We start from the raw sequence: 22,109 nt of genomic DNA on the forward strand, positions 1-22,109 counted from the left end.
AGATCGACCATGACCACCCATACCAAGAAGATCTACGTCTCCGACGTGACGCTGCGCGACGGCATGCACGCGATCCGTCATCAATACTCGCTGGATCAGGCCGTTGCCATTGCCAGTGCGCTGGACGATGCAGGCGTCGACAGCATTGAAGTTGCGCACGGCGACGGGCTGTCGGGTTCGAGCTTCAACTACGGCTTTGGCGCGCATACCGATCTGGAATGGATCGCCGCTGTTGCAGGCACCGTCAAACGTGCGCGTGTAGCGACGCTGCTGCTGCCCGGTATCGGCACCGTGCATGACTTGCGCGCCGCGTACGATGCCGGCGCCCGCGTGGTGCGTATCGCCACGCATTGCACCGAGGCGGACATCTCGAAGCAGCACATCGAGTACGCCCGCTCGCTCGGCATGGATACGGTCGGCTTTCTGATGATGTCGCACATGACCACGCCGCAGGCGCTGGGTGTGCAGGCCAAGCTGATGGAAAGCTACGGCGCGCAATGCGTCTATGTGGTGGATTCCGGCGGTGCGCTGAGCATGCGTGACGTGGCCGAGCGCTTTGATGCACTGAAGGGCGTGCTCGACCCTGCCACGCAGACGGGCATGCACGCCCACCACAACCTTGCGCTGGGTGTGGCCAACTCCATCGTCGCGCTTGAACACGGATGCGACCGTGTCGATGCCTCGCTGACGGGCATGGGTGCAGGTGCCGGCAACGCGCCGCTGGAGGTGTTCATTGCGGCTGTCGACCGCATGAAGCTCAACCATGGCTGCGACGTGAAGAAGCTGATCGACGCCGCCGAAGACATCGTGCGGCCGCTGCAGGAGCGCCCCGTGCGCGTGGATCGCGAAACGCTCGCGCTGGGCTACGCCGGGGTGTATTCCAGCTTCCTGCGTCATACCGAAGCGGCGGCGGCCAAGTATGGTCTGTCTGCGTTCGACATCATGGTCGAGCTGGGTCGTCGCCGCATGGTCGGAGGCCAGGAGGACATGATCGTCGACGTAGCGCTCGACATGCTGAAGGCCCGTGAGTCGACGCAGCAATCGCCGAGCACGGAGGCCGCATGATCGATCTCAATGCCATTGCCGCACGCGTGGATGATGCCGCGCGCTATGCCGAACCGATTGGCCAATTGACCGACGACGCAGGCTTCTCGCTGGAGGAAGCCTATGAAATTCAGCGTGCGTCCATCGAGCGCCGCATCCATCGCGGTGAAAGCATGGTTGGGGTCAAGCTGGGGTTCACCAGCCGGGCCAAGATGGTGCAGATGGGCGTCGACAGCCTGATCTGGGGCTGGCTGACTGACACGATGCTTGAAGAAGACGGCGGGCGCGTGCTGCTCGATCGCTTCATTCATCCGCGGGTCGAGCCCGAGGTGTGCTTTCTGACCAGCCGCGAGATCGACCGCCCGCTCACGCTGCTGGAAGCCGCGAGCTATCTGGATGCCGTGGCACCAGCCATGGAGATCATCGACTCGCGCTACCGCAACTTCAAGTTCACGCTCGAAGACGTGGTGGCCGACAACTGCTCGTCGGCAGGCCTTGTCATCGGGCCTTGGACACGCCGCTTCGACACGCTGCGCAATGCGGGCGTGCTGATGCGCATGGATGGGCGTGCCGTGCAGGTGGGCTCCACGGCGGCCATCCTGGGCGACCCGTTGCGCTCGGTCGTGCAGGCTTCACGGCTGATCTCGCAGAGCGGGCTGGTGCTGCCTGCGGGCTCGCTCGTCATGGCCGGCGCGGCGACCGCTGCCCAGGCGCTGCCACGCGGCGTGCATGTGCAGTGCGTCGTCAACGGACTCGGCGCCACCGAATTCACTACCTACTGAGACTGAACCTCGGATTGCTATGACCACTGAAACCAGCACCCAGGGCCGCGTCGTGGCCGGCAAAGCCAAGCCGCGCGGCCGCTTCCCGCACATCACGCGTGCGGGCGATTTCCTGTTCGTGTCGGGCACCAGCTCGCGCCGCCCGGACAACACCATTGCCGGCGCGTCGGCCGATGCGCTGGGCACGACCGAACTCGACATCCGCGAGCAGACCCGCGTGGTGATCGAGAACATCCGCGACATCCTGCGCAGCGAAGGCGCCGACCTGTCGAACCTGGTCGAGATCACATCGTTCCTGGTCAACATGAACGATTTCGCCGGCTACAACGCGGTGTATGCCGAGTACTTCGACGAGACCGGCCCCACACGTACGACAGTAGCGGTACACCAGTTGCCGCATCCGCACCTGGTGATCGAGATGAAGGCGATTGCCTACGCGCCGAAGCGATAACGAAAACAACGCTACGCATCAAGGAGCGAGACATGTTGACCTACGGAAAACCGTTCAACTTCCAGAAGTGGATCGATGAGCACGCGCACCTGCTCAAGCCGCCGGTCGGCAATCAGCAGGTATGGCAGGACAGCGATTTCATCGTGACCGTGGTGGGTGGGCCGAACCACCGCACCGATTATCACGACGATCCGTTGGAAGAGTTTTTCTACCAGCTGCGCGGCAATGCGTATCTGAACCTGTGGATCGACGGCAAGCCGGATCGCGTGGACCTGAAGGAGGGCGACGTCTTTCTGCTGCCGCCGCACGTGCGGCACTCGCCGCAGCGGCCGGAGGCGGGCAGCGTCTGCCTGGTGATCGAGCGCCAGCGCCCGGCAGGGCTGCTCGACGGCTTCGAGTGGTACTGCGATGCGTGCGGCCATCTCGTGCACCGCGTCGAGGTTCAGCTCAAGAGCATCGTGCGTGACCTGCCGCCGCTGTTCGAGGCGTTCTACGCATCGGAAGACCAGCGCCGCTGCCCACAGTGTGGCCGCATCCACCCAGGCAAGGCAGCCTGACGGTCTGGCGTTCCCCCACAAGCAATTGCAATTGACGATGACACTTCGAATCGACATGCATTCGCACTTCTTCCCGCCCATCACGCGGGAGGAGGCGGCAAGCCTCGATGCAGAACAGGCCCCGTGGCTGCGCATCGACGCCGACGGCGAGCGCGGCATGATCATGGCCGGTGAGCGTGCGTTCCGCCCGGTCTACCGCGCGCTGTGGGATCCGGCAAAGCGCATTGAAGAGATGGATGCGCTCGGCGTGGATGTGCAGCTCGTCTGCGCCACACCCGTGATGTTTGGCTACGGTTACGACGGCGCCGCCGCGCATGATTGGGCAGCTCGCATGAACGATCGCGCGCTGGAGCTCTGTGCCCATGCGCCCAAGCGCCTGAAGGCGCTGGCGCAGGTGCCGCTGCAGGACATCGACCTGGCGTGCCGCGAGGCCACGCGTGCCCATCGCGCAGGCCACCACGGCGTGCAGATCGGCAACCACCTCGGGCCGCGCGATCTGGACGACGCGCACCTCGTCTCCTTCCTCACGCACTGCGCCAACGACGGCATTCCCGTGCTCGTGCACCCGTGGGACATGATGACCGACGGTCGCATGAAGAAATGGATGCTGCCGTGGCTGGTGGCCATGCCGGCGGAGACGCAGTTGAGCATGGTCTCGCTCATCCTGTCCGGCGCGTTCGAGCGGATTCCAAAGTCGCTCAAGCTTTGCTTTGCGCACGGCGGCGGCAGCTTCGCGTTCTTGCTCGGGCGCGTGCAGAACGCCTGGGAGCAGCGCGACATCGTGCGTGAAGACTGCCCGAACCCGCCCGTCTCGTACCTCGATCGTTTCTACGTGGACAGCGCCGTGTTCGACCCGCGCGCGCTGAGCCTGCTGGTCGACACCATGGGTGAAGACCGCGTGCTGCTCGGCTCGGATTATCCGTTTCCGCTGGGCGAGCAGAAGATCGGCGATCTGGTTGCCAGCCATGCGCAGCTGAGCGACACCGCCAAGGCCAAGATCCTGGGCGGCAACGCGGCGCGCTTCTTCGATCTTCCCGATGCGGCCTGAATGGCCCCGCCACGAACCTTTAAAACACACAGCAAGACACCATGACTTCGAAGATGACTCGGGACGACTGCGCCGCACTGGACGCGGCCGACACCCTGGCCCATTGCCGCTCGCGTTTCGACCTGCCCGCCGACACGATCTACCTCGACGGCAACTCGTTGGGCGCCATGCCCGCCAACGTGCCCGCACGCATGAAGCAGGCGCTGGAGCAGGAGTGGGCGCACGGCCTGATCCGCTCGTGGAACGATGCCGACTGGTATCCCGCACCGCAGCGCACCGGCGACAAGATCGCCAGGCTGATCGGCGCCGGGCCGGGCGAGGTGATCGTGGCCGATTCCACCTCGGTGAACCTGTTCAAGGTGCTGGTGGCTGCCACGCGCATGCAGCCCGGCCGCCGCGTGATCCTGGCCGAGCGCACGAACTTCCCGACCGACGTGTACATTGCCAGCAGCGCGGCTGAAATGACCGGCTGCGAACTGCGTTGCGTCGATCCAGGCGAGGTGTTGGCCGCGATTGACGAGTCCGTTGCCATCGTGTCGCTCACGCACGTGAATTACAAGACCGGCAAGCGTTACGACATGGAAGCCCTGACGCGCCGCGCGCACGAAGTCGGCGCACTGATCGTCTGGGACTTGTGCCACACGGCCGGCGCCATGCCGGTGCATCTCAATGCGTGCGAAGCCGATTTCGCCGTGGGCTGCGGCTATAAGTACCTGAACGGTGGCCCGGGTGCGCCGGCCTTTGTGTTCGTGGCGTCGCGCCACTTGGCTGCGGTGCGTCAACCGCTGACGGGTTGGCACGGTCACGCCAAGCCGTTCGAGTTCACGCACGACTACGCGCCGCATCCCGCCATCGACCGCATGCTGACGGGCACCGCGCCGCAGCTCGGCGTGATCGCGCTGGAGAGCGCGCTCGATGCGTTTGATGGCGTGGACCTCGACACGCTGCGCGAGAAGAGCGTCGCGCTGGGCAATCTGTTCATTGCGTTGGCCGATCAGGAGCTCGCAGGGCTTGGCTGCGGGCTGGCTTCGCCGCGCGATGCGGACCAGCGCGGCAGCCAGGTCTCGCTTACGCATGAAGAGGGCTACGCGATCATGCAGGCGCTGATCGACCGCAACGTGATCGGCGATTTCCGTGCGCCGGACATCCTGCGCTTCGGCTTCGCGCCGCTCTATGTCCGCTACGTCGACATCTGGGACACCATCGCCGCGCTCAAGGACATCATCGCGACCGGCGCGTGGAACACCCCGGAATTCCGTACGCGCAAATCCGTGACCTGACCGCCGGGTCCTGGATCTGGACTGTCGGCAATCCCATTACGAACAAGCGGCCGCACCCTCGCGGCGCCGGCCGCAGCAAGGAGACACACCGTGAGGCAACAACACGGATTTGACTCGATTGTCGAGCGGGAAAAGGGGCTGCAGCGTGGCCTGTCTACCGCGCAGCTTTCGATGATTGCCATTGGCGGTGCGATTGGCACGGGCCTGTTCCTGGGCAGCGGTTTCGCCATCGGCTTTGCCGGGCCCAGCGTGCTGGTGAGCTACGCGATCGGCGCGCTGATCGCCTTGCTGCTGATGGGCTGCCTGGCCGAGATGACGGTTGCCCACCCCACGTCCGGTTCGTTCGGCGCGTATGCCGAGCACTACATCGGACCGTGGGCCGGGTTTCTGGTGCGCTATGCGTATTGGTCGTCGATCGTGCTGGCGGTGGGCGCGGAGGTCACGGCCATCGCCGTCTACATGAAGTACTGGTTTCCGGCGGTGCCGGGGTGGTACTGGATCGTCGGCTTCTCAGCAGCGCTCGTTGGTGTGAACGTCGTGAGCGTGAAGGTGTTCGGCGCGGTGGAGTACGTGTTCTCGATGCTGAAGATCGCGGCCATCGTCGGCTTCATCCTGCTGGGTGCGTATGTGGTGTTCCGCGCGCCGGCCGGCTCGGGCATCGGCCTGGCGAACTACCAGGTGCAGGGCGGCTTCTTCCCGAAGGGCGCGTGGGGCACGTGGGTGGCGGTGATCGTGTCGATCTTCAGCTACCTGAGCATCGAGATGATTGCCGTGGCTGCCGGCGAGGCGCGTGACCCGCACAAGGCCATCACGCGCGCCTTTCGCGCCACGATGATCCGGCTGGTGGTCTTCTACCTGCTGACGCTCGCGCTGATGCTGGCCATCGTGCCGTGGACGTCCGCCGGTGCCAACGAGAGCCCGTTCGTCAAGGTGATGGCCGCCACGTCGCTGCCAGGCGCTGCCGGGGTGTTCAACTTCGTGATCCTGGTTGCCGCGCTCTCGGCCATGAACAGCCAGCTCTACATCACCACGCGCATGATGTTCAGCCTGTCGCGCGCCGGTTACGCACCCAAGGCGCTGGGTCGCCTGAATGCGAGCGGTGTGCCGACCGGGGCGCTGCTGCTCTCCGCGGTGGGCATTGCCGTGGCGACGGTGCTCAACGCGCTGTATCCGGAGAGCGCCTTCCTGCTGATGATGTCGGTGTCGATGTTCGGCGCGATGTTTACGTGGCTGATGATCTTCATTACGCATCTGTTCTTCCGCCGGCAGCACCGCGGTCAGGTGCTGGCATTCCGCATGTGGGGGTTCCCGGTGACGTCGCTGCTGGGCGCGGCACTGATGGCGGCGGCGCTGGCCACCACCTACTTCACGGCGGAGTTCCGCATGACGCTGCTGTGCGGCGTGCCGTTCATGATTGCGCTGTCGGCGGTGTACGGCCTGTGGTATCGCAACCAGACGCACACTGCCCGGGCTGTCACCTCTTCTTGATCGGCCAAATGTCCGTTATTCTCGCCAGTCCCAACATTGACGGAGTCGTTCTTCATGTCGCTGAATTTTCTCGGCATTGCCGGTAGCCTGCGCCGTAAATCCACCAACCAGGGCCTGCTGCGTGCGGCATCCACGCGCCTGCCGGCGGGCGTTGAAATGGACTTGGCCGATCTGACGGACATTCCGTTCTACAACGCTGACGTCACGGAAAAGCCGGCCTCGGTGCTGCGCGTGTTGCAGCAGATCGAGCGCGCCGACGCGCTGGTGCTGGCCTGCCCCGAGTACAACTACTCGCTGGCGCCAGCGCTGAAGAACATCCTCGACTGGGCTTCGCGTGAACCGAACAACGCGTTGCTGGCCGGCAAGCCGGTCGCGATCCTGGGGGCGGGCGGTGGCATGGGCACGTCGCGCGCGCAGTACCACCTGCGTCAGGTGTGCGTATATCTGGATCTGCATCCGCTGAACAAGCCGGAGGTGTTTGCGAATGCGTTTGCCGGCGGCTTCACCGCCGAGGGCGATCTGACGGACGAGCGCATCTCCGGTCTGGTCACCGAGCAGATGCAGGCGCTGGCCAACTGGACGAAGAAGCTCAAGGGCTGACAGACGCCCCTGTGTGATTCACTCGCCGGCGTGCAATGTGCGATTGCGCCCGGCGAGCATGCCCGCCACGATGGACGCCAGCGCAATCGCGCTGAACAGCCACCCCATCACCGCCCAACTGCCGGTCAGGTCGTGCAGCACGCCCATGAGATACGGCCCCGCAGCGGCCATCGTGTAACCGATGCCCTGCGTCATGGCGGACAGGCTGGCCGCCACACGCGCATCGGCCGAGCGCAGCACGATCAACGACAGCGCCACGCTGAAGTTGCCGCCCTGGCCCAGCCCCAGCAGCACCGCCCACCACCACAGCGTTGAGAGCGGCGCGTACAGGCAGCCAATCAGGCCGGCCCAGCACATCAGCATCATCAGCAGCACGGCGGGGCGTTGATCCCGGCCGAGGCGCGCCACGAACGGCCCGCCCAGCGCGGTGATGAGCTGAACCAGAATTGACACCGCCACCACCACGCCCGATTGCACGGCAGACAGCCCACGGTCTTGCAGGATCACGGGCAGCCAGCCGAACACGCAGTACGCCAGCGACGATTGCAGCCCCATGTAGAGCGTCACCTGCCAGGCGATCGGCTTGTTCCACAGCGACACGCGTTCCAGCCGCATCGCCGCGCCCTTGCCGTGTGCATGCCGCATGTGCGGCCACCAGCCGATGAAGGCCAGCAATGCGGGCAGGGCCCAGAACGCCAGTGCCGGCTGCCAGCCGCCCAGCCACGCCGAGAGCGGTGCGCTCGCGCCAGCCGCCACCGCCGCGCCAAAGCACAGCGCCATGGTGTAGACGCCGGTCATCAGGTCGGCCTGCCGGCCAAAGTCACGCTTGACGATGCCCGGTAGCAGGATGCCCGTCACGCCAATACAGGCGCCCGCCGCCAGCGTGCCGATGAAGAGCGGCGCGACGCCACCCGCGCTGCGCAGGGCAATGCCTGCTGCCAGCGCAATCAGCAAACCGCCCACTGCGCGCTCCGCGCCAAAGCGCCGGGCCAGCACCGCCGCCGCCGGGGCAAAGAGGCCCAGGCACAGCACCGGCAATGTCGTCAGCAGCCCCGCCGTGGCGCCCGACAACCCCGTGCCCGCCGCCACCTGCTTGAGTACGGGCGACAGGCTTGACAGTGCGGGCCGCAGGTTCACGCCCACCAGCACCAGCCCGACCACGAGCATGATCAGCGCGCCGGCCGAGCGGTTTCTGTCGGAGTGATGCGTAGGGGAAGGGGATTGCGGCGACAGCGGTGATTGGGACATGGCGGGGCACTTTGCGGGCAAGGCGCCGATTGTAGGGCGTGCGCCGGATTGGTGCATGCTCGCCGCCCAATCCCAATGATGGCGACGTCGTTATTGCGTCCGGTCGATTCGCGTCGCGAGGTCGGCCAGCACGTCGGCTGGCGGCGCGCCGCGTTCGGCGGCCAGGGCCAGTGCGCGCCGCGTGAGTGCGGTGTACAGCGCGGCGTGATCTGCACCGAGCGTATCGAGCGCGTGCAGATGCTTGTCGATCACGCCGCCGTCTCCGCGCGAGACCGGGCCTGCCAGCGCACCAGCCAGGCCCCGTGCTCGGGCGGCGGCCAGCGTGCCGTCGACCAGCGGCCACATGGCGGCGACAGCGGCATCACGATCGATGCCGGCGGCTTGCCACAGCGTGGCGGCCTCATGCAGCGCGCACAGCAGGAAGCTGGCGGCATAGTTGGCTCCGGCGTGGTACAGCGCGCGTTGTCCGGCACGCACCTTCAACGGCGTGCAGCCGAGGCGTTGCGCAAAGCTGGCAAGCGCTGCGTCGTGCGGCGCGTCGGCATCGATGGCGATGGATGCGCCGCCCAGCCGTTCGGCCTCGTCCGGCAAGCCGGCAAAGAGAAACAGCGGGTGGAAGCTGGCCGTGTCAGCACCGGCCTGGCGGGCAGCGTTCAGCAGGTCGCGTTCACTCGCGCCGCTGCAGTGGAGCACGAGCTGCCCCGGGCGCCAGCGCACGCGCTCGACCACGCTGGGGATGGCGTCATCCGGCACAGTCACGAATACCCAATCAGCGGCATCCGCCACGCCTTGCGCGTCGAGCGCGCGGGCGCCGGTGGCCCGCGCGAGCCACGCCGCGGGTTGCGGTGAACGGCTGGCCACAGCCACGGTGCGGATGCCCGCGTCATGTGCGCGCATGGCTACCGCTCGCGCAAGCCGCCCCGCACCAATCCAGCCTACCGACACCGGCGCTTCGATCGCAAAAGACGTCATACCGAACCCCTGTTCTGAATCGTCCGCATCTTATAGCGAAGCGTCGTTCGGAGAACGAGGTGCGAGGCCGTGGTGGCATGACCGGTACACTGCTCGCCTTCGCCCGGCAGCGTTGGAGCGGTCGCGGGCGAGTGGTTTCCTTAGGCAGACAGGTCAGTGCAGACAAGCGTTATGCAAAGCAAAAGCAGGGCAACACTCATCGGGCTCATCGCGGTGTTGTTGTGGAGTTCGATCGTGGGCCTCATCCGCGGCGTGAGCCAGAGCCTGGGCGCCGTGGGTGGTGCTGCCATGATCTATAGCGTTGCGTCGGTGCTGCTGCTGTTCTCGGTGGGTTTCGTCAATGTGAAGACGTTTCCGCGGCGCTACCTGGTATGGGGCAGCTTCCTGTTCGTGTCGTACGAGCTGTGCCTGTCTCTGTCGATCGGCTATGCCAACAGCGGCCGGCAGGCCATCGAGGTCGGCATGGTCAACTACCTGTGGCCGACGTTCACGATGCTCTCAGCTATCGCGTTCAACAAGCAGCGGGCGAATGCGCTGATCGTTCCGGGTGCGCTGATCTCCATCCTCGGGATCTGCCTGGTGCTCGGCGGTGACCAGGGGCTGGATCTCGCCGGCATGGCCGGCAACGTCAAGGACAACCCGCTCAGCTACGGACTTGCCTTCACGGGCGCGGTGATCTGGGCGGCGTATTGCACCGTCACCAACCGCATTGCCGAGGGTAAGAATGGCGTCACGCTGTTCTTCATGCTGACGGCGCTGACGTTGTGGATCAAGTTCCTCGCCACGGGCGGCGGCGCGATGCACTTCAGCTTCTCGGCGGTCATCTACCTGGTGCTGGCCGCTTCCGCGATGGGGTTTGGCTATGCGGCGTGGAACGTCGGCATTCTGCACGGCAACGTCACGGTGCTGGCCGGTGCGTCCTACTTCATCCCGGTGTTGTCTGCCGCCCTGGCGGCTGCGCTGCTGGATGCGCCGCTGTCCTTCGCGTTCTGGAAGGGCGCCTCGATGGTGGTTGCGGGGTCGATCCTGTGCTGGCTTGCCACGCGCGGGCAGCGGGCACGCGCCTCGTCGTTGCCCCAGCGTTCCAGGGTGCCGACCGACTAAAAGGCTTGGTGGCTACGGAGTGCGGATGCTATTTCGCAATTAACCGCCAAGTTTTCCGTGAAACCGTAGACCTAGCCAGCACGGGAACGGGGCGTGCTAGATGCCGGGTAAGCCGCTGCCCAGCCACGGGCAGCGGCATACCAACACGGAACCAGGAGGCATCATGTTGAGCACCATTCTCATCGTCGTTCTCATCCTGCTGCTGATCGGCGCGCTGCCGTCGTGGCCGTACAGCCGCAGTTGGGGCTATGGACCAACGGGCGGGCTCGGGTTGATCGTGGTGATCGTCGTCATTCTTGTGCTGCTGGGCTACATCTGATGCCGGTCCATGTCTCTGAGCATTGCCTGACCGGTGATCGCGCGGTGGCTTAGCACGCGAAGATGGCGGGTGTCTTGCGGACGCTTGACTGGGCATAATTCCAGCTGCGTTTTACAGGACACTTTCCATGAAGACAGGTCGACGCCCTGGCTGCGGTCGGGCGGGAGGCGGTCCTGCCCGATTTGCCCCGTTGGCGCTGGCGATGCTGCTGGCTGGCTGCGCGGTCGGGCCCGATTACCGCACGCCCCAGCTGACCGGCACCGAAGCACCGCAGGGCTGGCACGCCACGCTGCCTCACCATGGCAGCCGCATGGCGCTGGCTCGCTGGTGGGAGCAGTTTCAGGACCCCGTGCTGACAGAACTGGTGGAGCAGGCCGATGCCGGTAGCCCCACCATCGCGCAAGCCGTGGGTCGCCTGCGTGAGGCACGCGCCAGCGTTTCCAGCAGCCAGGCGGCACTGTTCCCGCAACTGAAGGGTTCCGGCTCGGCCACGCGGCAAGGCGGGTTTGGCAGCAGCGAATTGACCGGCGGCGGCCCGGGCCTGAGTGGCTTGCCTGCTGGCGGGCTCAGCCCGACGCTTGGGCTGGGCACCATCACCACCCTGGCCGCCCAGGCCGATGCCTCATGGGAGATCGACCTCTTCGGCGGCAAGCGCCGCAGCCTGGAGGGCGCCGACGCACGACTCGTCGCCAGCGAGGCCGATTGGCACGACGCCCGTGTCTCGCTCGCCGCCGAGGTCGCCAATACCTATCTGCAGCAGCGCGAATGCGAAGCGCTGGTCGACATCGGTGCGGCCACGCTGTCGTCCCGGCAAGAGACGCTGCAACTGACTGAACGCAAATTCCGCGCAGGCTTTGTCGCCCCGGCGGATTACGCGCAGGCACAGGCCACCGTTGGCGACGCCGTCAACGCGTTGGAAGCGCAGCGGGCGCAGTGCGCGCAGGGGATGGACAAGCTCGTCACGCTCACCGGCTTCGACCACGACGCGCTACAGGGTCTGCTGGTCAAGGCCACCGCCCAGATACCCGCGCCGCCCGATGCCGGCGTGCCCGATGTGCCGGCGCAGGTGCTGTCGCAGCGGCCCGACGTGTCATCCGCCGAGCGTGCGGTGGCCGCAGCCAGCGCCGACATTGGCGTGGCTGTGGCGAGCCGATTGCCGTCGATCACGCTGGCTGGGTCCATCGGCATCAACGTGTTCCGGCTTAGCGGGCAATCGTTTACGAGCAAGTCGTGGTCGTTCGGGCCATCGGTGTCGTTGCCGATCTTTGATGGCGGGGCGGGGGCGGCGCGCGTGGAAACGGCACGTGCGCGCTACGACCAGGCGCTGGCCAGCTACCGCGGCAAGGTCCGGCAGGCCGTGCAGGAAGTGGAAGACGCTCTGGTGCGCCTGGATGCGTCCGACCGCCGGCTCGATGCGGCCACGATGGCTGACGCGCAATACGCGAAGGTGTTGGAAGCGTCCAACGCGCGCTATCGCCTGGGTGCCGGCAGCCTGCTGCAGCTCGAAGACGTGCGGCGCACGGCGTTGCAGGCGTCGCAGTCGCTGGCGGCCGTCAAGCTCGAACGTGCGCAGGCGTGGGTGGCGCTGTACAAGGCCGTTGGCGGTGGCTGGCGCGATGACAGCGCCCATGCGCAATCCGACGCCTCCCTTCTGCATACCTACCCCAATACCAATGCCCCGGCCGAACAAGGCCGCGCGCGCACCGGAAACGCTTCATGACTGAACAACGTGTTTGGAAGACCGCGCTGGCGGTGATGCTGGCCGGCGCGCTCGCGGCGTGCGGCAAATCTGGGCCCGAGAACAAGAGCAAGGAACGGCCGCCCGCCAAGCCGGCGCTGGCTGTCAACGTTGCACATCTGGGGCAGCACGTCTGGCCGCGCATCGCCACGGCCAGCGGTGCCGTGCAGCCTTGGCAGGAGGCCAGCATTGGCGCCGAGGTGGGTGGGTTGAAGCTGGCGGAGGTGCTCGTCAACGTGGGCGATGTGGTCAAGCAGGGCCAATTGCTGGCGCGCATGTCGGATGAGACCGTGCGTGCCGATGTGGCCGCGCAGCGCGCCAGCCTGGCCGAAGCCGAAGCCTCCGCCGCACAGGCCTCCGGCGAAGCCCGCCGCGCGCATGAACTCGACAAGAGCGGTGCCATCAGCCAGCAGGATCTGATCCAGTACGACACGCAGGCCAAGACCGCCACCGCCAAGCTGGCCGCCGCACGCGCGCAGTTCGACAGCCAGCAGCTACGCCTGCGCTACACGCGCGTGGTGGCACCGGATGACGGTGTGATCAGCGCACGCACGGCAACCGTGGGCGCTGTGGTGTCGTCGGGCACCGAGCTGTTCAAGCTCATCCGCAAGAACCGCCTGGAATGGCGCGCGGAAATGCACGGCGACGTGCTGCCGCGCATCCTGCCCGGCCAGGCCGCACGCGTGCGCCGCATGGACGGCGGCGTGGTGAACGGCCGCGTGCGGCAGGTCGCGCCCACGGTCGATGCCAACACGCGCAACGGCCTCGTCTATGTCGACCTGCCGCCGGAAGCTGCCACGTCCGGCGTGAAGGCCGGCATGTATCTCTCCGGCGATGTGCTGCTGGGCGACACACCGGCCACAACGCTGCCCGAGACCGCCGTGTTCTCGCGCGATGGTTATGACTACGTGATGGTGCTCGACCAGCAAGGCCGCGTGCATCAGACCAAAGTCACGCTCGGACGCCGCCAGGATGGGCAGGTGGAAATCGTGCAGGGCATCGGCGCGAACGACGGGGTGGTTGCTGCTGGCGCCGCTTTCCTGAGCGATGGCGATGTGGTGCGCCTGGCGGCTGCCGGCGCAGCGTCGGCACCGGTTGCGGCGGGGGCCAAGCCATGAACTTTTCCGCGTGGGCGATCCGCAAGCCGATTCCGTCGATCCTGTTGTTCATCCTGATCACGGTGGCGGGGCTGGTGTCGTTCAAGATGCTGTCGATCCAGAACTTTCCGGACATCGACTTTCCTGCCGTCTCCGTGACCGCCAGCCTGCCGGGCGCGACGCCCACGCAGATGGAAACCGAGGTCACGCGCAAGATCGAAGACAGCATCGCCAGCATCGGTGCGATCAAGCACATCACTTCCACCATCAACGACGGCAGCTCGACCACGATGGTCGAATTCCAGCTCGAGAAGGATGTGCAGGAAGCCGTGAACGACGTGCGCGATTCAGTCAGCCGCATCCGCGCGCAGTTGCCGTCTGACGTGCAGGAGCCCGTCATCTCGCGCGTGACGTTCGCCAGCATGCCGGTGTTGACCTACGCCATCGAGGCGACCGACATGGACGCGGAGGACCTCTCCTGGTTCGTCGACAACACTGTCAACAAGCGGTTGCTGTCGGTGCACGGCGTGGCCAAGGTCACGCGCCAGGGAGGGGTGGACCGCGAGGTGCGCGTGCAGCTCGACCCCGTGCGCCTGCAGGCGCTGAACGTCACTGCCGCCGACATCAGCGCGCAGGTGCGCGGCATGCAGCAGGAGGCACCGGGCGGACGCGGCAACATCGGCGGGCAGGAGCAGGCGGTGCGCACGCTCGGCACGGTGAAGAGCGCGCGCGAGCTGGCACAGATGGACATCCCGCTCTCGGACGGACGCCGCATCCGCCTGTCGGACGTGGCTGACGTGCGCGACACCGCCGCCGAGCCGCGCCAGATGGCCTTGCTCGACGGCAAGCAGGTGGTGAGCTTCCAGGTGTTCCGCTCGCGCGGCGCGAGTGAAATCACCGTTGCCAAGGGCGTGCGCGAGGCGATTGCCAAGCTGCAGGCCGAGCGCCCGAACGTGCATGTGACCGAGGTCTACAACATGGTCAAGCCGGTGTCGGACGCGTACACCGCATCGATGCATGCGCTGTACGAGGGCGCCATCCTGGCCGTGCTGGTGGTGTGGCTGTTCCTGCGCGACTGGCGCGCGACGTTCGTGTCGGCGGTGGCGCTGCCGCTGTCGATCATCCCGACGTTCGCGGCCATGCAGCTGCTGGATTTCACGCTCAACGGCATCACGCTGCTGGCGCTCACGCTGGTGGTGGGGATTCTCGTTGACGATGCCATCGTCGAGGTGGAGAACATCGTGCGCCACCTGCGCAACGGCAAGAGGCCGCTGGAGGCCGCCATGGAGGCCGCACAGGAGATCGGCCTAGCGGTGGTGGCCACTTCGCTCACGCTGGTGGCGGTGTTCCTGCCGACGGCCTTCATGGGCGGCATCTCGGGCAAGTTCTTCAAGCAGTTCGGGTGGACGGCGTCGCTGGCGGTGCTGGCCTCGCTGCTGGTGGCGCGGCTGCTCACACCCATGATGGCGGCGTACATGCTCAAGCCCCAGGACAAGCCCAACCGCGATGGCTGGATCATGACGCGCTACCTGCAGGCCGCGCGCTGGTGCCTGATCCACCCGTGGAAGACGGGCGGCATGGCCGCGGCGTTCTTCGTTGTGTCGGTGGCCATCATCGGGCTGATTCCGGCGACGTTCCTGCCGCCCGAAGACTGGGCGCAATTGCAGATGACCGTCGAAAGCCCGCCCGGCAGCACCATCGCCCAGACGCGTGAGAACACCGAGCGCGTGCGCAGGATCGTGATGCAGCACAAAGAGGTGCGCCGCGTGTACACCGCCATCGGCTCTGGCGTGATGGCCGGTGTGCCGGGCTCCAGCGGCGGCGAGGTGCGCACCGGCACGCTCACGATCTCGCTCACGGGCCAGCACGACCGGCACATCAAACAGCAGGACGTGCAGCGCCAGTTGCGCGAGATGCTGGAAGGCGTGCCGGGCGTACGCATCTCCTTTGGCGCGGTCGGCTCGGGCGAGCAGTTGCAGGTTGTGCTGACGGGCGATGACCCTGCCACGCTGCAGCAGGCCGCGCGCGATGTGATGCGCGATCTGCGCACCGTGCCCGGGCTTGGGGCCGTCACATCATCGGCGAGCTTGCTGCGGCCGGAAATCGTCATCCGCCCGGACTTTGCACGCGCGGCACAGCAGGGCGTAACAGCAGCCGCCATCGGCCAGGCCGTGCGTGTGGCGACCGCGGGCGACTACGACGTCAACCTGCCCAAGCTGAACCTGCCCGAACGGCAGGTCTACATCCGCGTTGAACTGGACCCGAAGGCGCGTAACCAGATCGACACGATCCGCCAATTGCGCGTGCTGGGCCGCAATGGCGCGGTGCCACTGGAGAACATTGCCGACATCTCCATTGCCAGCGGCCCCGCGCAGATCGACCGCTACGACCGCAGCCGCAACGTCACCATCAGCGTGGGGCTGGAGGGCCGGGCGCTGGGCGAGACCAACATGGCGGTGGAGGCGCTGCCGTCCATCAAGAACCTGCCACAGGGCGTGCGCCGCATTGCCTCGGGCGATGTGGAGGGCATGCAGGAATTGTTCAGCAGCTTCTTCCTCGCCATGTTTGCCGGCGTGCTGTGCGTGTATGCGGTGCTGGTGCTGCTGTTCCACGACTTCACGCAGCCGGTGACGATCCTGGCGGCGCTGCCGCTGTCGGTGGGCGGTGCGTTCGGGCTGCTGGCGCTGTTCGGCTTCAGCCTGTCGCTGCCGGCGCTGATCGGCCTGCTGATGCTGATGGGCATCGTGACCAAGAACTCGATCCTGCTGGTGGAGTACGCCATCGTTGCGCGGCGCGATCTGGGCATGTCGCGCACCGAGGCCATCCTCGATGCCTGCCACAAGCGCGCCCGCCCCATCGTCATGACCACCGTGGCGATGACCGCCGGCATGGTGCCCATGGCGCTCGGCCTGGAGGGCGATGCGGGCTTCCGCGCGCCGATGGCCGTGGCGGTGATCGGCGGCCTGCTGACTTCCACCTTGCTGAGCCTGCTGGTGGTGCCTGTTGTGTTCGAGAAGGTGGACGACTTCAAGGAGTGGACGCTGCGCAAGTTGCGTGGCGCGCGCCATCACGGGCACAAGACGGAGCCGGCATCGGAACACGGCCCGCGCTAGGTGTAGCATCGGGCGGCCAGCCAGCCTGCCAGCGTGGAGCAAGCCAAACCACGGAGACCGCACATGTCCGATGCCGTGCTGTTCCAGACCGATGGCCCGGTCTGCACCATCCTGCTCAACCGGCCCGACTGCCGCAACGCGGTCGACGGGCCAACCGCCACCGCGCTGCTCGCCGCGTTCGAGCGCTTTGAAACGGACGACGCGCTACGCGTTGCCGTGCTCGGCGGCACCGGTGGCCACTTCTGCGCCGGCGCCGACCTGACGGCGGTGGGCGATCCGGCCCGACGCAATCACCTTGACCCCGATGGCGCAGCGCCTGGCCCGATGGGGCCGTCGCGCATGGCGTTGTCCAAGCCGCTTATCGCGGCGGTCAGAGGCTATGCGGTGGCGGGCGGCCTGGAGCTGGCGCTGCTCGCAGACCTGCGTGTGGTTGAGCGCGATGCCGTGTTCGGCGTGTTCTGCCGCCGCTGGGGTGTGCCGCTCATCGACGGTGGCACGGTGCGCCTGCCGCGCGTTGTCGGCATGGGGCGGGCGCTGGACATGATCCTGACCGGCCGCGCCGTGCCGGCAGACGAAGCCCTCGCCATGGGCCTGGCCAATCGTCTGGTGGAGTACGGCGAATCGCTTGTCGCAGCTCAGCAACTCGCGCGAGATATTGCTGCGTTTCCGCAGCAGTGCATGCTCGCCGACCGGGCATCGGCGTATGCGCAGTGGAGTCTGCCGTTGGCAGAGGCGTTGCAGCAGGAGGGTGCGCGTGGGACCCCCATGGTGTTTGCCGAAGGCGTGGCGGGTGCCGCGCGATTTGCCGACGGCGCCGGCCGGCATGGAAAGCCGGATACCGCTGACTGAGGCGCCAATGGAAAAACGCCAACCGGAAGCCAAGCCGGTTGGCGTTTTGCTCAGCTAAGGCAGAAGTTAAGCGATCGCACTTTCTGCGTGCGCAACCTTGCTGCCGGCGTGCTGCGCCTTGGCATGCTTGGCACGCAGGCGTCGCGTGGCTTCCACCATGCCTTGCAGTGCCGCTTCCACCTCGGGCCAGCCGCGCGTCTTCAGGCCGCAGTCCGGGTTCACCCACAGGCGCTGCACCGGCACCACCTGGGCGGCCTTGTCGAGCAACGCTTCCATCTCTTCCACGTGCGGCACGCGCGGCGAGTGGATGTCGTACACGCCCGGACCGATCTCGTTCGGGTAGGCAAATTCGCCAAACGCATCCAGCAGTTCCATGTTCGAGCGCGAGGTCTCGATGGTGATCACGTCGGCATCCATGGACGCGATGGCCGGCAGGATGTCGTTGAACTCCGAATAGCACATGTGCGTGTGGATCTGCGTGTCGTTACGCACGCCCGAGGCCGATACACGGAATGCGCGCGCGGCCCATTCCAGATAGCCCGGCACATCGGAAGCGCGCAGCGGCAGGCCTTCGCGGAAAGCCGGTTCGTCGATCTGAATGGCGGCAATGCCGGCCGCTTCCAGGTCGCACACCTCGTCGCGCAGTGCCAGGGCGATCTGCAGCGCTGTCTGCTCGCGCGGCTGGTCATCACGCACGAACGACCACTGCAGCATCGTCACCGGGCCGGTCAGCATGCCCTTCATTGGCTTGGTGGTCTGGCTTTGCGCGTACTTGGACCACTCGACCGTCATGGCTTCGGGGCGATACACATCACCGTAGATGACGGGCGGCTTCACGCAGCGCGAGCCGTAGCTCTGCACCCAGCCGTTGGCGGTGAATGCGTAACCCCACAGCAGCTCGCCGAAGTACTCGACCATGTCGTTGCGCTCGGCTTCGCCGTGCACGAGCATGTCAAGGCCCAGCGCCTCCTGGCGGCGCACGACGTCGGTGATTTCAGCGCGCATGCGTTGCAGGTAGTCCAGCGCAGGCAGCTCGCCGCGCTTGTGCTGGGCGCGCGCCTGGCGAATCTCCGCCGTCTGCGGGAACGAGCCGATGGTGGTGGTCGGCAGCAGCGGCAGGTTCAGGCGGGCCTGCTGTGCTTCGGCACGCGCTGGGTACGCCGCGGCGCGTTCGGCGTCTTCCGCGCGGATGGCCGCCACGCGCTTCTTCACGCCGGCGTTGTGCACGCGGCGCGATTCGGCGCGCGAGGCGATGGCGGCGCGGTTGTCGTCGAGCGCCCGTTGCACGGCGGCTGGGCCTTCAATGACTGCGCGCTTGAGCACGGCCAGCTCATCCAGCTTCTGACGAGCAAAGGCCAGCCAGCCCTTGAGTTCGTCATCGAGCTTGGTTTCGGCGGACAGATCTACCGGCACGTGCAACAGCGAGCAGCTCGGCGCAATCCAGAGGCGATCGCCGAGCGCCTTGGCCAGCGGCGTGACGCGCTCCAGCACACGGGCGAGATCCGAGCGCCAGATGTTGCGGCCATCGACCACACCCACCGACAGTACCTTGTCGGCCGGCCACGGCGCGAACGCGTCGAGCTGTTGCGGCGCGCGCACGAGGTCCAGGTGCACGCCGGCCACCGGCAGCGATTGGATGAGCGCTGCGTGGTGCGAAGCGGCTTCAAAGTACGTGGCCAGCAACAGCTTGGGGCCGTTGGCTGCGGCCAGTGCCTGATACGCGGGGCCGATTGCATCGACCCAGGCCTGCGGCAGGTCCAGCACCAGCGCCGGTTCGTCGATCTGCACCCATTCCACGTTGAGCGCGGCCAGACGCTGCAGCACGGCGGTGTACGCCTGCAGCACCTGCGGCAGCAGCGCGAGTTTGTCAGTCAGCCCGCCGCGTGCCTTGGCCAGATGCAGGAACGTGACCGGCCCGATGAGCGCAACCTTCACGCGGTACCCCGCGGTCTGTGCCTCGCGCACCTCGTCGAACAGCCATTCGGTGCCGGCGCCGAAGCGCGAGTCGGGCGTCAGTTCCGGCACGAGGTAGTGGTAGTTGGTGTCGAACCACTTGGTCATTTCCATGGCCGCGTGGTCGGCATTGCCGCGTGCGAGCACGAACGATTGGGCCAGGGTCAACTGCGCAGCGTCAAAGCCATAGCGCGTGGGGATGGCGCCGAGCAGCGCGGCCGTTTGCAGCACCTGGTCGTACCAGGCGAAATCGCCCACGGTCACAAAGTCGAGGCCGGCGTCACGCTGGGCCGCCCAGTGGCGCTCGCGCAATGCGCGGCCCGTGGCGCGCAGGTCGTCTTCCGAGGAAGCGCCTCTCCAGAACGATTCGAGGGCGAACTTGAGCTCGCGTTGCGCGCCGATGCGCGGATAGCCGAGGGTGTGGATGGTCGTCATTGTTCTTCGCAGGAGAGCGGATTCGTTTTCGAGTTCTGCGATGATCGGCGACCATCGATCATGAATCAAATGATATTATTTTTGATAACGTTGAATGATATTCATATATTGGAGCCCCGGCCGATGCTTGAAATCCGACATCTACGCACTTTGATCGCCCTGGCCGATGGCGGGTCGGTCTCGCGTGCCGCTGAACGGCTGCACCTGACGCAATCGGCGCTGTCGCACCAGTTGCGTGCGCTCGAATCGCACTATGGGTTGGCCGTCGTCCGCCGCAAGGGCCAGACGGTGGAGCTGACCGAAGCTGGCGAGCGCCTGCTCGAGCTTGCACAAAAGGTCGTCGCCGATATGCAGACCGCCGAGCGTGACTTGGAGCGCATCAAGGGCCGCGCTGCTGGCACGTTACGTATCGCGCTGGAATGCCACACCTGCTTCGACTGGCTGATGCCCGTGATGGACGCCTTCCGCCAGCGCTGGCCCGAGGTGGAGATGGACCTCGTCTCCGGCTTCCACACCGATCCGCTTGCGCTGCTCAAGGACGGCCGCGCCGACGTCATCATCGGCTCCGACGCCAAGATACGCCGGGGCGTGGTGTTTGCACCGCTGTTCCGTTTCGAAATCCTGGCCGTCCTGCCCGTGGACCATGCGCTGCGCAACAAGAAATGGCTGGAAGCGAAGGACTTTACCGACCAGACGCTCATCACGTACCCCGTGCCCGAAGAGCGCATCGACCTGATCCGGCAGGTGCTGACGCCCGCCGGCATTGCGTTCAATCGGCGCACGGCGGAACTGACCATCGCCGTACTGCAGCTCGTCGCCAGCCGCCGCGGGCTGGCCGCGCTGCCGAGCTGGGGCATCAAGAACTACGTCGACTACGAATACGTGGTGGCCAAGCGCGTCGGCAAGGAGGGCGTGTGGAGCGACCTCTACGCAGCCATGACGCGCGACTATGCGCAGGCACCGTTTGCGCAGGACTTTATCGAGACGGCCAAGTCGATCTGCTTTGCGCAGTTGCCGGGGTTGATGCCACTGGAGGCGTAATCAGGCGCGCTCTTTCTCTGGCAGGCGCGGCAGCTTGCCCTGCAACCCATCCTTCAGGAAATCCAGCAGGTGCCGCGTCGCCAGCGTCCGATACCGGCTCGGCATCGCCAGCATGTACAGGCGGCTGCCAAATACGCTGAACCGATAGCCCGGCAGCACGCGCTTGACGTGCCCATCGCTCAAATCTTCGGCTGCCGCGTAGTAGGGCAGGATGCCCAGCCCATTGCCGCCGCGCACCGCGGCTTGCAGGAACAGGTAGTTGTCGGAGGAGATGCCCGGGTCGAGCGTGACCGTCGTGCGCTCGTCGCCCATCTGCGCCGATAGCCGCAGCGGTTGCCCCACGGCCGGCGCGCTGACGATGGTGTGGTCGGCCAATGCATCGAGCGTTTTCGGCACACCGTGCGCTGCCAGGTAATCCGGAGCCGCGCACAGCACCCAGTCGACCTCGTCGATCAGTGTGGCGACGAGCGATTCCGGTGGGTTCGAGACGATGCGCAGCGCGACGTCCACATCCTCGCCGATGAGGTCGGACACGCGGTTATCGAATCGCACGTCGAGCCGGATATCCGGATAAGCACGCTTGAACGCCACCAGCAGCGGCGACACCAGCAGGTGCCCCAGCCCCGTCGGCACCGACAACCGCACGCTGCCCTGCAGCGATTTGCCGAGCGACGACACCAGCGCATCGGCGGCAGCCATCTCGCGCAGGATGCTGCGTCCGTGCTCGTAGATGCCGGCGCCCACCTCCGTGGGCTCCACGCGGCGGGTGGTGCGGCGCAGCAGTTGCACGCCGAGCGCGCGTTCGAACGCCTTGAGCCGGTGGCTCACGTTGGAGCGTGTGGTCTGCAGCCGCCGTGCGGCCGCCGAGAGGTTGCCGGCATCGACGATTTCCACGAACAGCTTGAGCGCATTCAGGTCCATGTTGACCGTCAGGATTGGTGAATCAGATTCGACATTCTGTTGATACAAGACCGGATTGTCAAAACCCGC

General features: G+C 66.3%; 19 protein-coding genes. 15 read left to right on the forward strand and 4 right to left on the reverse strand.

What is annotated here, in order from left to right; all coding sequences use genetic code 11:
• Positions 1–9: 9 nt before the first annotated feature.
• From dmpG to NG900_RS05660, 8 genes are all read left to right on the forward strand, one after another.
• Positions 10–1,065, forward strand: coding sequence for a 4-hydroxy-2-oxovalerate aldolase (dmpG, locus tag NG900_RS05625; RefSeq protein WP_252677693.1), 1,056 nt, complete (start codon positions 10–12; stop codon positions 1,063–1,065).
• Positions 1,062–1,826, forward strand: a complete 765-nt coding sequence (locus NG900_RS05630; RefSeq protein ID WP_252677701.1) for a 2-keto-4-pentenoate hydratase — start codon at positions 1,062–1,064, stop codon at positions 1,824–1,826. The genes dmpG and NG900_RS05630 overlap by 4 nt, the downstream gene beginning before the upstream one ends.
• A gap of 19 nt (positions 1,827–1,845) precedes the next feature.
• Positions 1,846–2,277: a RidA family protein gene (locus tag NG900_RS05635; RefSeq protein WP_252677703.1), complete on the forward strand. Its 432-nt coding sequence runs from the start codon at positions 1,846–1,848 to the stop codon at positions 2,275–2,277.
• A gap of 32 nt (positions 2,278–2,309) precedes the next feature.
• The gene (locus tag NG900_RS05640; RefSeq protein ID WP_252677704.1) at positions 2,310–2,834 is read left to right on the forward strand and encodes a 3-hydroxyanthranilate 3,4-dioxygenase; all 525 of its coding nucleotides are present in this window, start codon (positions 2,310–2,312) and stop codon (positions 2,832–2,834) included.
• 37 nt (positions 2,835–2,871) lie between these two features.
• Positions 2,872–3,882 (forward strand): amidohydrolase family protein, encoded by a 1,011-nt coding sequence (locus NG900_RS05645; RefSeq protein WP_252677706.1) that lies wholly within the window; start codon positions 2,872–2,874, stop codon positions 3,880–3,882.
• Between the two features lie 41 nt (positions 3,883–3,923).
• Positions 3,924–5,162: a kynureninase gene (kynU, locus tag NG900_RS05650; RefSeq protein ID WP_252677708.1), complete on the forward strand. Its 1,239-nt coding sequence runs from the start codon at positions 3,924–3,926 to the stop codon at positions 5,160–5,162.
• Between the two features lie 90 nt (positions 5,163–5,252).
• Positions 5,253–6,650 carry an amino acid permease gene (locus tag NG900_RS05655; protein WP_252677710.1) on the forward strand — a complete coding sequence of 466 codons (1,398 nt, stop codon included), beginning with the start codon at positions 5,253–5,255 and terminating at the stop codon, positions 6,648–6,650.
• Positions 6,651–6,704: 54 nt separating this feature from the next.
• Complete coding sequence (locus NG900_RS05660; protein WP_252677712.1) at positions 6,705–7,250, forward strand: NADPH-dependent FMN reductase; 546 nt, start codon at positions 6,705–6,707, stop codon at positions 7,248–7,250.
• Positions 7,251–7,268: 18 nt separating this feature from the next.
• Here the strand turns inward: NG900_RS05660 and NG900_RS05665 are convergent, their stop codons facing one another.
• Together NG900_RS05665 and NG900_RS05670 are read right to left on the reverse strand one after the other, a co-directional pair.
• Positions 7,269–8,498, reverse strand: coding sequence for a CynX/NimT family MFS transporter (locus tag NG900_RS05665; protein ID WP_252677714.1), 1,230 nt, complete (start codon positions 8,496–8,498; stop codon positions 7,269–7,271).
• A 90-nt stretch (positions 8,499–8,588) separates the two neighbouring features.
• The gene (locus NG900_RS05670) at positions 8,589–9,470 is read right to left on the reverse strand and encodes a Rossmann-like and DUF2520 domain-containing protein (protein ID WP_252677716.1); all 882 of its coding nucleotides are present in this window, start codon (positions 9,468–9,470) and stop codon (positions 8,589–8,591) included.
• Positions 9,471–9,641: 171 nt separating this feature from the next.
• Here NG900_RS05670 and yddG point away from each other — a divergent pair, with 171 nt between their 5' ends.
• From yddG to NG900_RS05700, 6 genes are all read left to right on the forward strand, one after another.
• Complete coding sequence (gene yddG, locus NG900_RS05675; RefSeq protein ID WP_252677723.1) at positions 9,642–10,574, forward strand: aromatic amino acid DMT transporter YddG; 933 nt, start codon at positions 9,642–9,644, stop codon at positions 10,572–10,574.
• 163 nt (positions 10,575–10,737) lie between these two features.
• Positions 10,738–10,893: a DUF3309 family protein gene (locus tag NG900_RS05680; protein ID WP_252677725.1), complete on the forward strand. Its 156-nt coding sequence runs from the start codon at positions 10,738–10,740 to the stop codon at positions 10,891–10,893.
• Between the two features lie 127 nt (positions 10,894–11,020).
• On the forward strand, positions 11,021–12,613 hold the full coding sequence (locus NG900_RS05685) for an efflux transporter outer membrane subunit (protein WP_252677727.1): 1,593 nt from the start codon (positions 11,021–11,023) through the stop codon (positions 12,611–12,613).
• A complete protein-coding gene (locus tag NG900_RS05690) occupies positions 12,610–13,749 on the forward strand; it encodes an efflux RND transporter periplasmic adaptor subunit (protein ID WP_252677729.1) in 1,140 nt (379 codons plus the stop codon). The genes NG900_RS05685 and NG900_RS05690 overlap by 4 nt, the downstream gene beginning before the upstream one ends.
• The gene (locus NG900_RS05695) at positions 13,746–16,841 is read left to right on the forward strand and encodes an efflux RND transporter permease subunit (protein WP_252677731.1); all 3,096 of its coding nucleotides are present in this window, start codon (positions 13,746–13,748) and stop codon (positions 16,839–16,841) included. Before NG900_RS05690 ends, NG900_RS05695 begins: the two co-directional genes overlap by 4 nt.
• Before the next feature lie 63 nt (positions 16,842–16,904).
• Positions 16,905–17,690 (forward strand): crotonase/enoyl-CoA hydratase family protein, encoded by a 786-nt coding sequence (locus NG900_RS05700; protein WP_252677733.1) that lies wholly within the window; start codon positions 16,905–16,907, stop codon positions 17,688–17,690.
• A 66-nt stretch (positions 17,691–17,756) separates the two neighbouring features.
• Here NG900_RS05700 and metE read toward each other — a convergent pair whose 3' ends face one another.
• The gene (metE, locus tag NG900_RS05705; RefSeq protein ID WP_252677735.1) at positions 17,757–20,078 is read right to left on the reverse strand and encodes a 5-methyltetrahydropteroyltriglutamate--homocysteine S-methyltransferase; all 2,322 of its coding nucleotides are present in this window, start codon (positions 20,076–20,078) and stop codon (positions 17,757–17,759) included.
• A 123-nt stretch (positions 20,079–20,201) separates the two neighbouring features.
• Here metE and NG900_RS05710 point away from each other — a divergent pair, with 123 nt between their 5' ends.
• Positions 20,202–21,119, forward strand: a complete 918-nt coding sequence (locus NG900_RS05710) for a LysR family transcriptional regulator (RefSeq protein WP_252677737.1) — start codon at positions 20,202–20,204, stop codon at positions 21,117–21,119.
• Here the strand turns inward: NG900_RS05710 and NG900_RS05715 are convergent, their stop codons facing one another.
• On the reverse strand, positions 21,120–22,040 hold the full coding sequence (locus NG900_RS05715; RefSeq protein ID WP_252677740.1) for a LysR family transcriptional regulator: 921 nt from the start codon (positions 22,038–22,040) through the stop codon (positions 21,120–21,122). It lies immediately after the preceding gene.
• Positions 22,041–22,109 lie beyond the last annotated feature (69 nt).

Origin of the sequence: Ralstonia soli, assembly GCF_023955655.1 — a bacterium.
GTDB classification, from domain to species: Bacteria; Pseudomonadota; Gammaproteobacteria; order Burkholderiales; family Burkholderiaceae; genus Ralstonia; species Ralstonia soli.

Bases quoted from the DNA above. Each gene is read 5' to 3' on its own strand.
- NG900_RS05660 (WP_252677712.1), top strand. From the start codon at position 6,705: ATGTCGCTGAATTTTCTCGGCATTGCCGGTAGCCTGCGCCGTAAATCC.
- NG900_RS05715 (WP_252677740.1), bottom strand. From the start codon at position 22,040: ATGGACCTGAATGCGCTCAAGCTGTTCGTGGAAATCGTCGATGCCGGC.
- NG900_RS05700 (WP_252677733.1), top strand. From the start codon at position 16,905: ATGTCCGATGCCGTGCTGTTCCAGACCGATGGCCCGGTCTGCACCATC.
- kynU (WP_252677708.1), top strand. From the start codon at position 3,924: ATGACTTCGAAGATGACTCGGGACGACTGCGCCGCACTGGACGCGGCC.
- NG900_RS05635 (WP_252677703.1), top strand. From the start codon at position 1,846: ATGACCACTGAAACCAGCACCCAGGGCCGCGTCGTGGCCGGCAAAGCC.
- yddG (WP_252677723.1), top strand. From the start codon at position 9,642: ATGCAAAGCAAAAGCAGGGCAACACTCATCGGGCTCATCGCGGTGTTG.
- NG900_RS05630 (WP_252677701.1), top strand. From the start codon at position 1,062: ATGATCGATCTCAATGCCATTGCCGCACGCGTGGATGATGCCGCGCGC.
- NG900_RS05710 (WP_252677737.1), top strand. From the start codon at position 20,202: ATGCTTGAAATCCGACATCTACGCACTTTGATCGCCCTGGCCGATGGC.
- NG900_RS05690 (WP_252677729.1), top strand. From the start codon at position 12,610: ATGACTGAACAACGTGTTTGGAAGACCGCGCTGGCGGTGATGCTGGCC.
- NG900_RS05670 (WP_252677716.1), bottom strand. From the start codon at position 9,470: ATGACGTCTTTTGCGATCGAAGCGCCGGTGTCGGTAGGCTGGATTGGT.
- NG900_RS05665 (WP_252677714.1), bottom strand. From the start codon at position 8,498: ATGTCCCAATCACCGCTGTCGCCGCAATCCCCTTCCCCTACGCATCAC.
- NG900_RS05685 (WP_252677727.1), top strand. From the start codon at position 11,021: ATGAAGACAGGTCGACGCCCTGGCTGCGGTCGGGCGGGAGGCGGTCCT.
- metE (WP_252677735.1), bottom strand. From the start codon at position 20,078: ATGACGACCATCCACACCCTCGGCTATCCGCGCATCGGCGCGCAACGC.
- NG900_RS05680 (WP_252677725.1), top strand. From the start codon at position 10,738: ATGTTGAGCACCATTCTCATCGTCGTTCTCATCCTGCTGCTGATCGGC.
- dmpG (WP_252677693.1), top strand. From the start codon at position 10: ATGACCACCCATACCAAGAAGATCTACGTCTCCGACGTGACGCTGCGC.
- NG900_RS05695 (WP_252677731.1), top strand. From the start codon at position 13,746: ATGAACTTTTCCGCGTGGGCGATCCGCAAGCCGATTCCGTCGATCCTG.
- NG900_RS05645 (WP_252677706.1), top strand. From the start codon at position 2,872: ATGACACTTCGAATCGACATGCATTCGCACTTCTTCCCGCCCATCACG.
- NG900_RS05640 (WP_252677704.1), top strand. From the start codon at position 2,310: ATGTTGACCTACGGAAAACCGTTCAACTTCCAGAAGTGGATCGATGAG.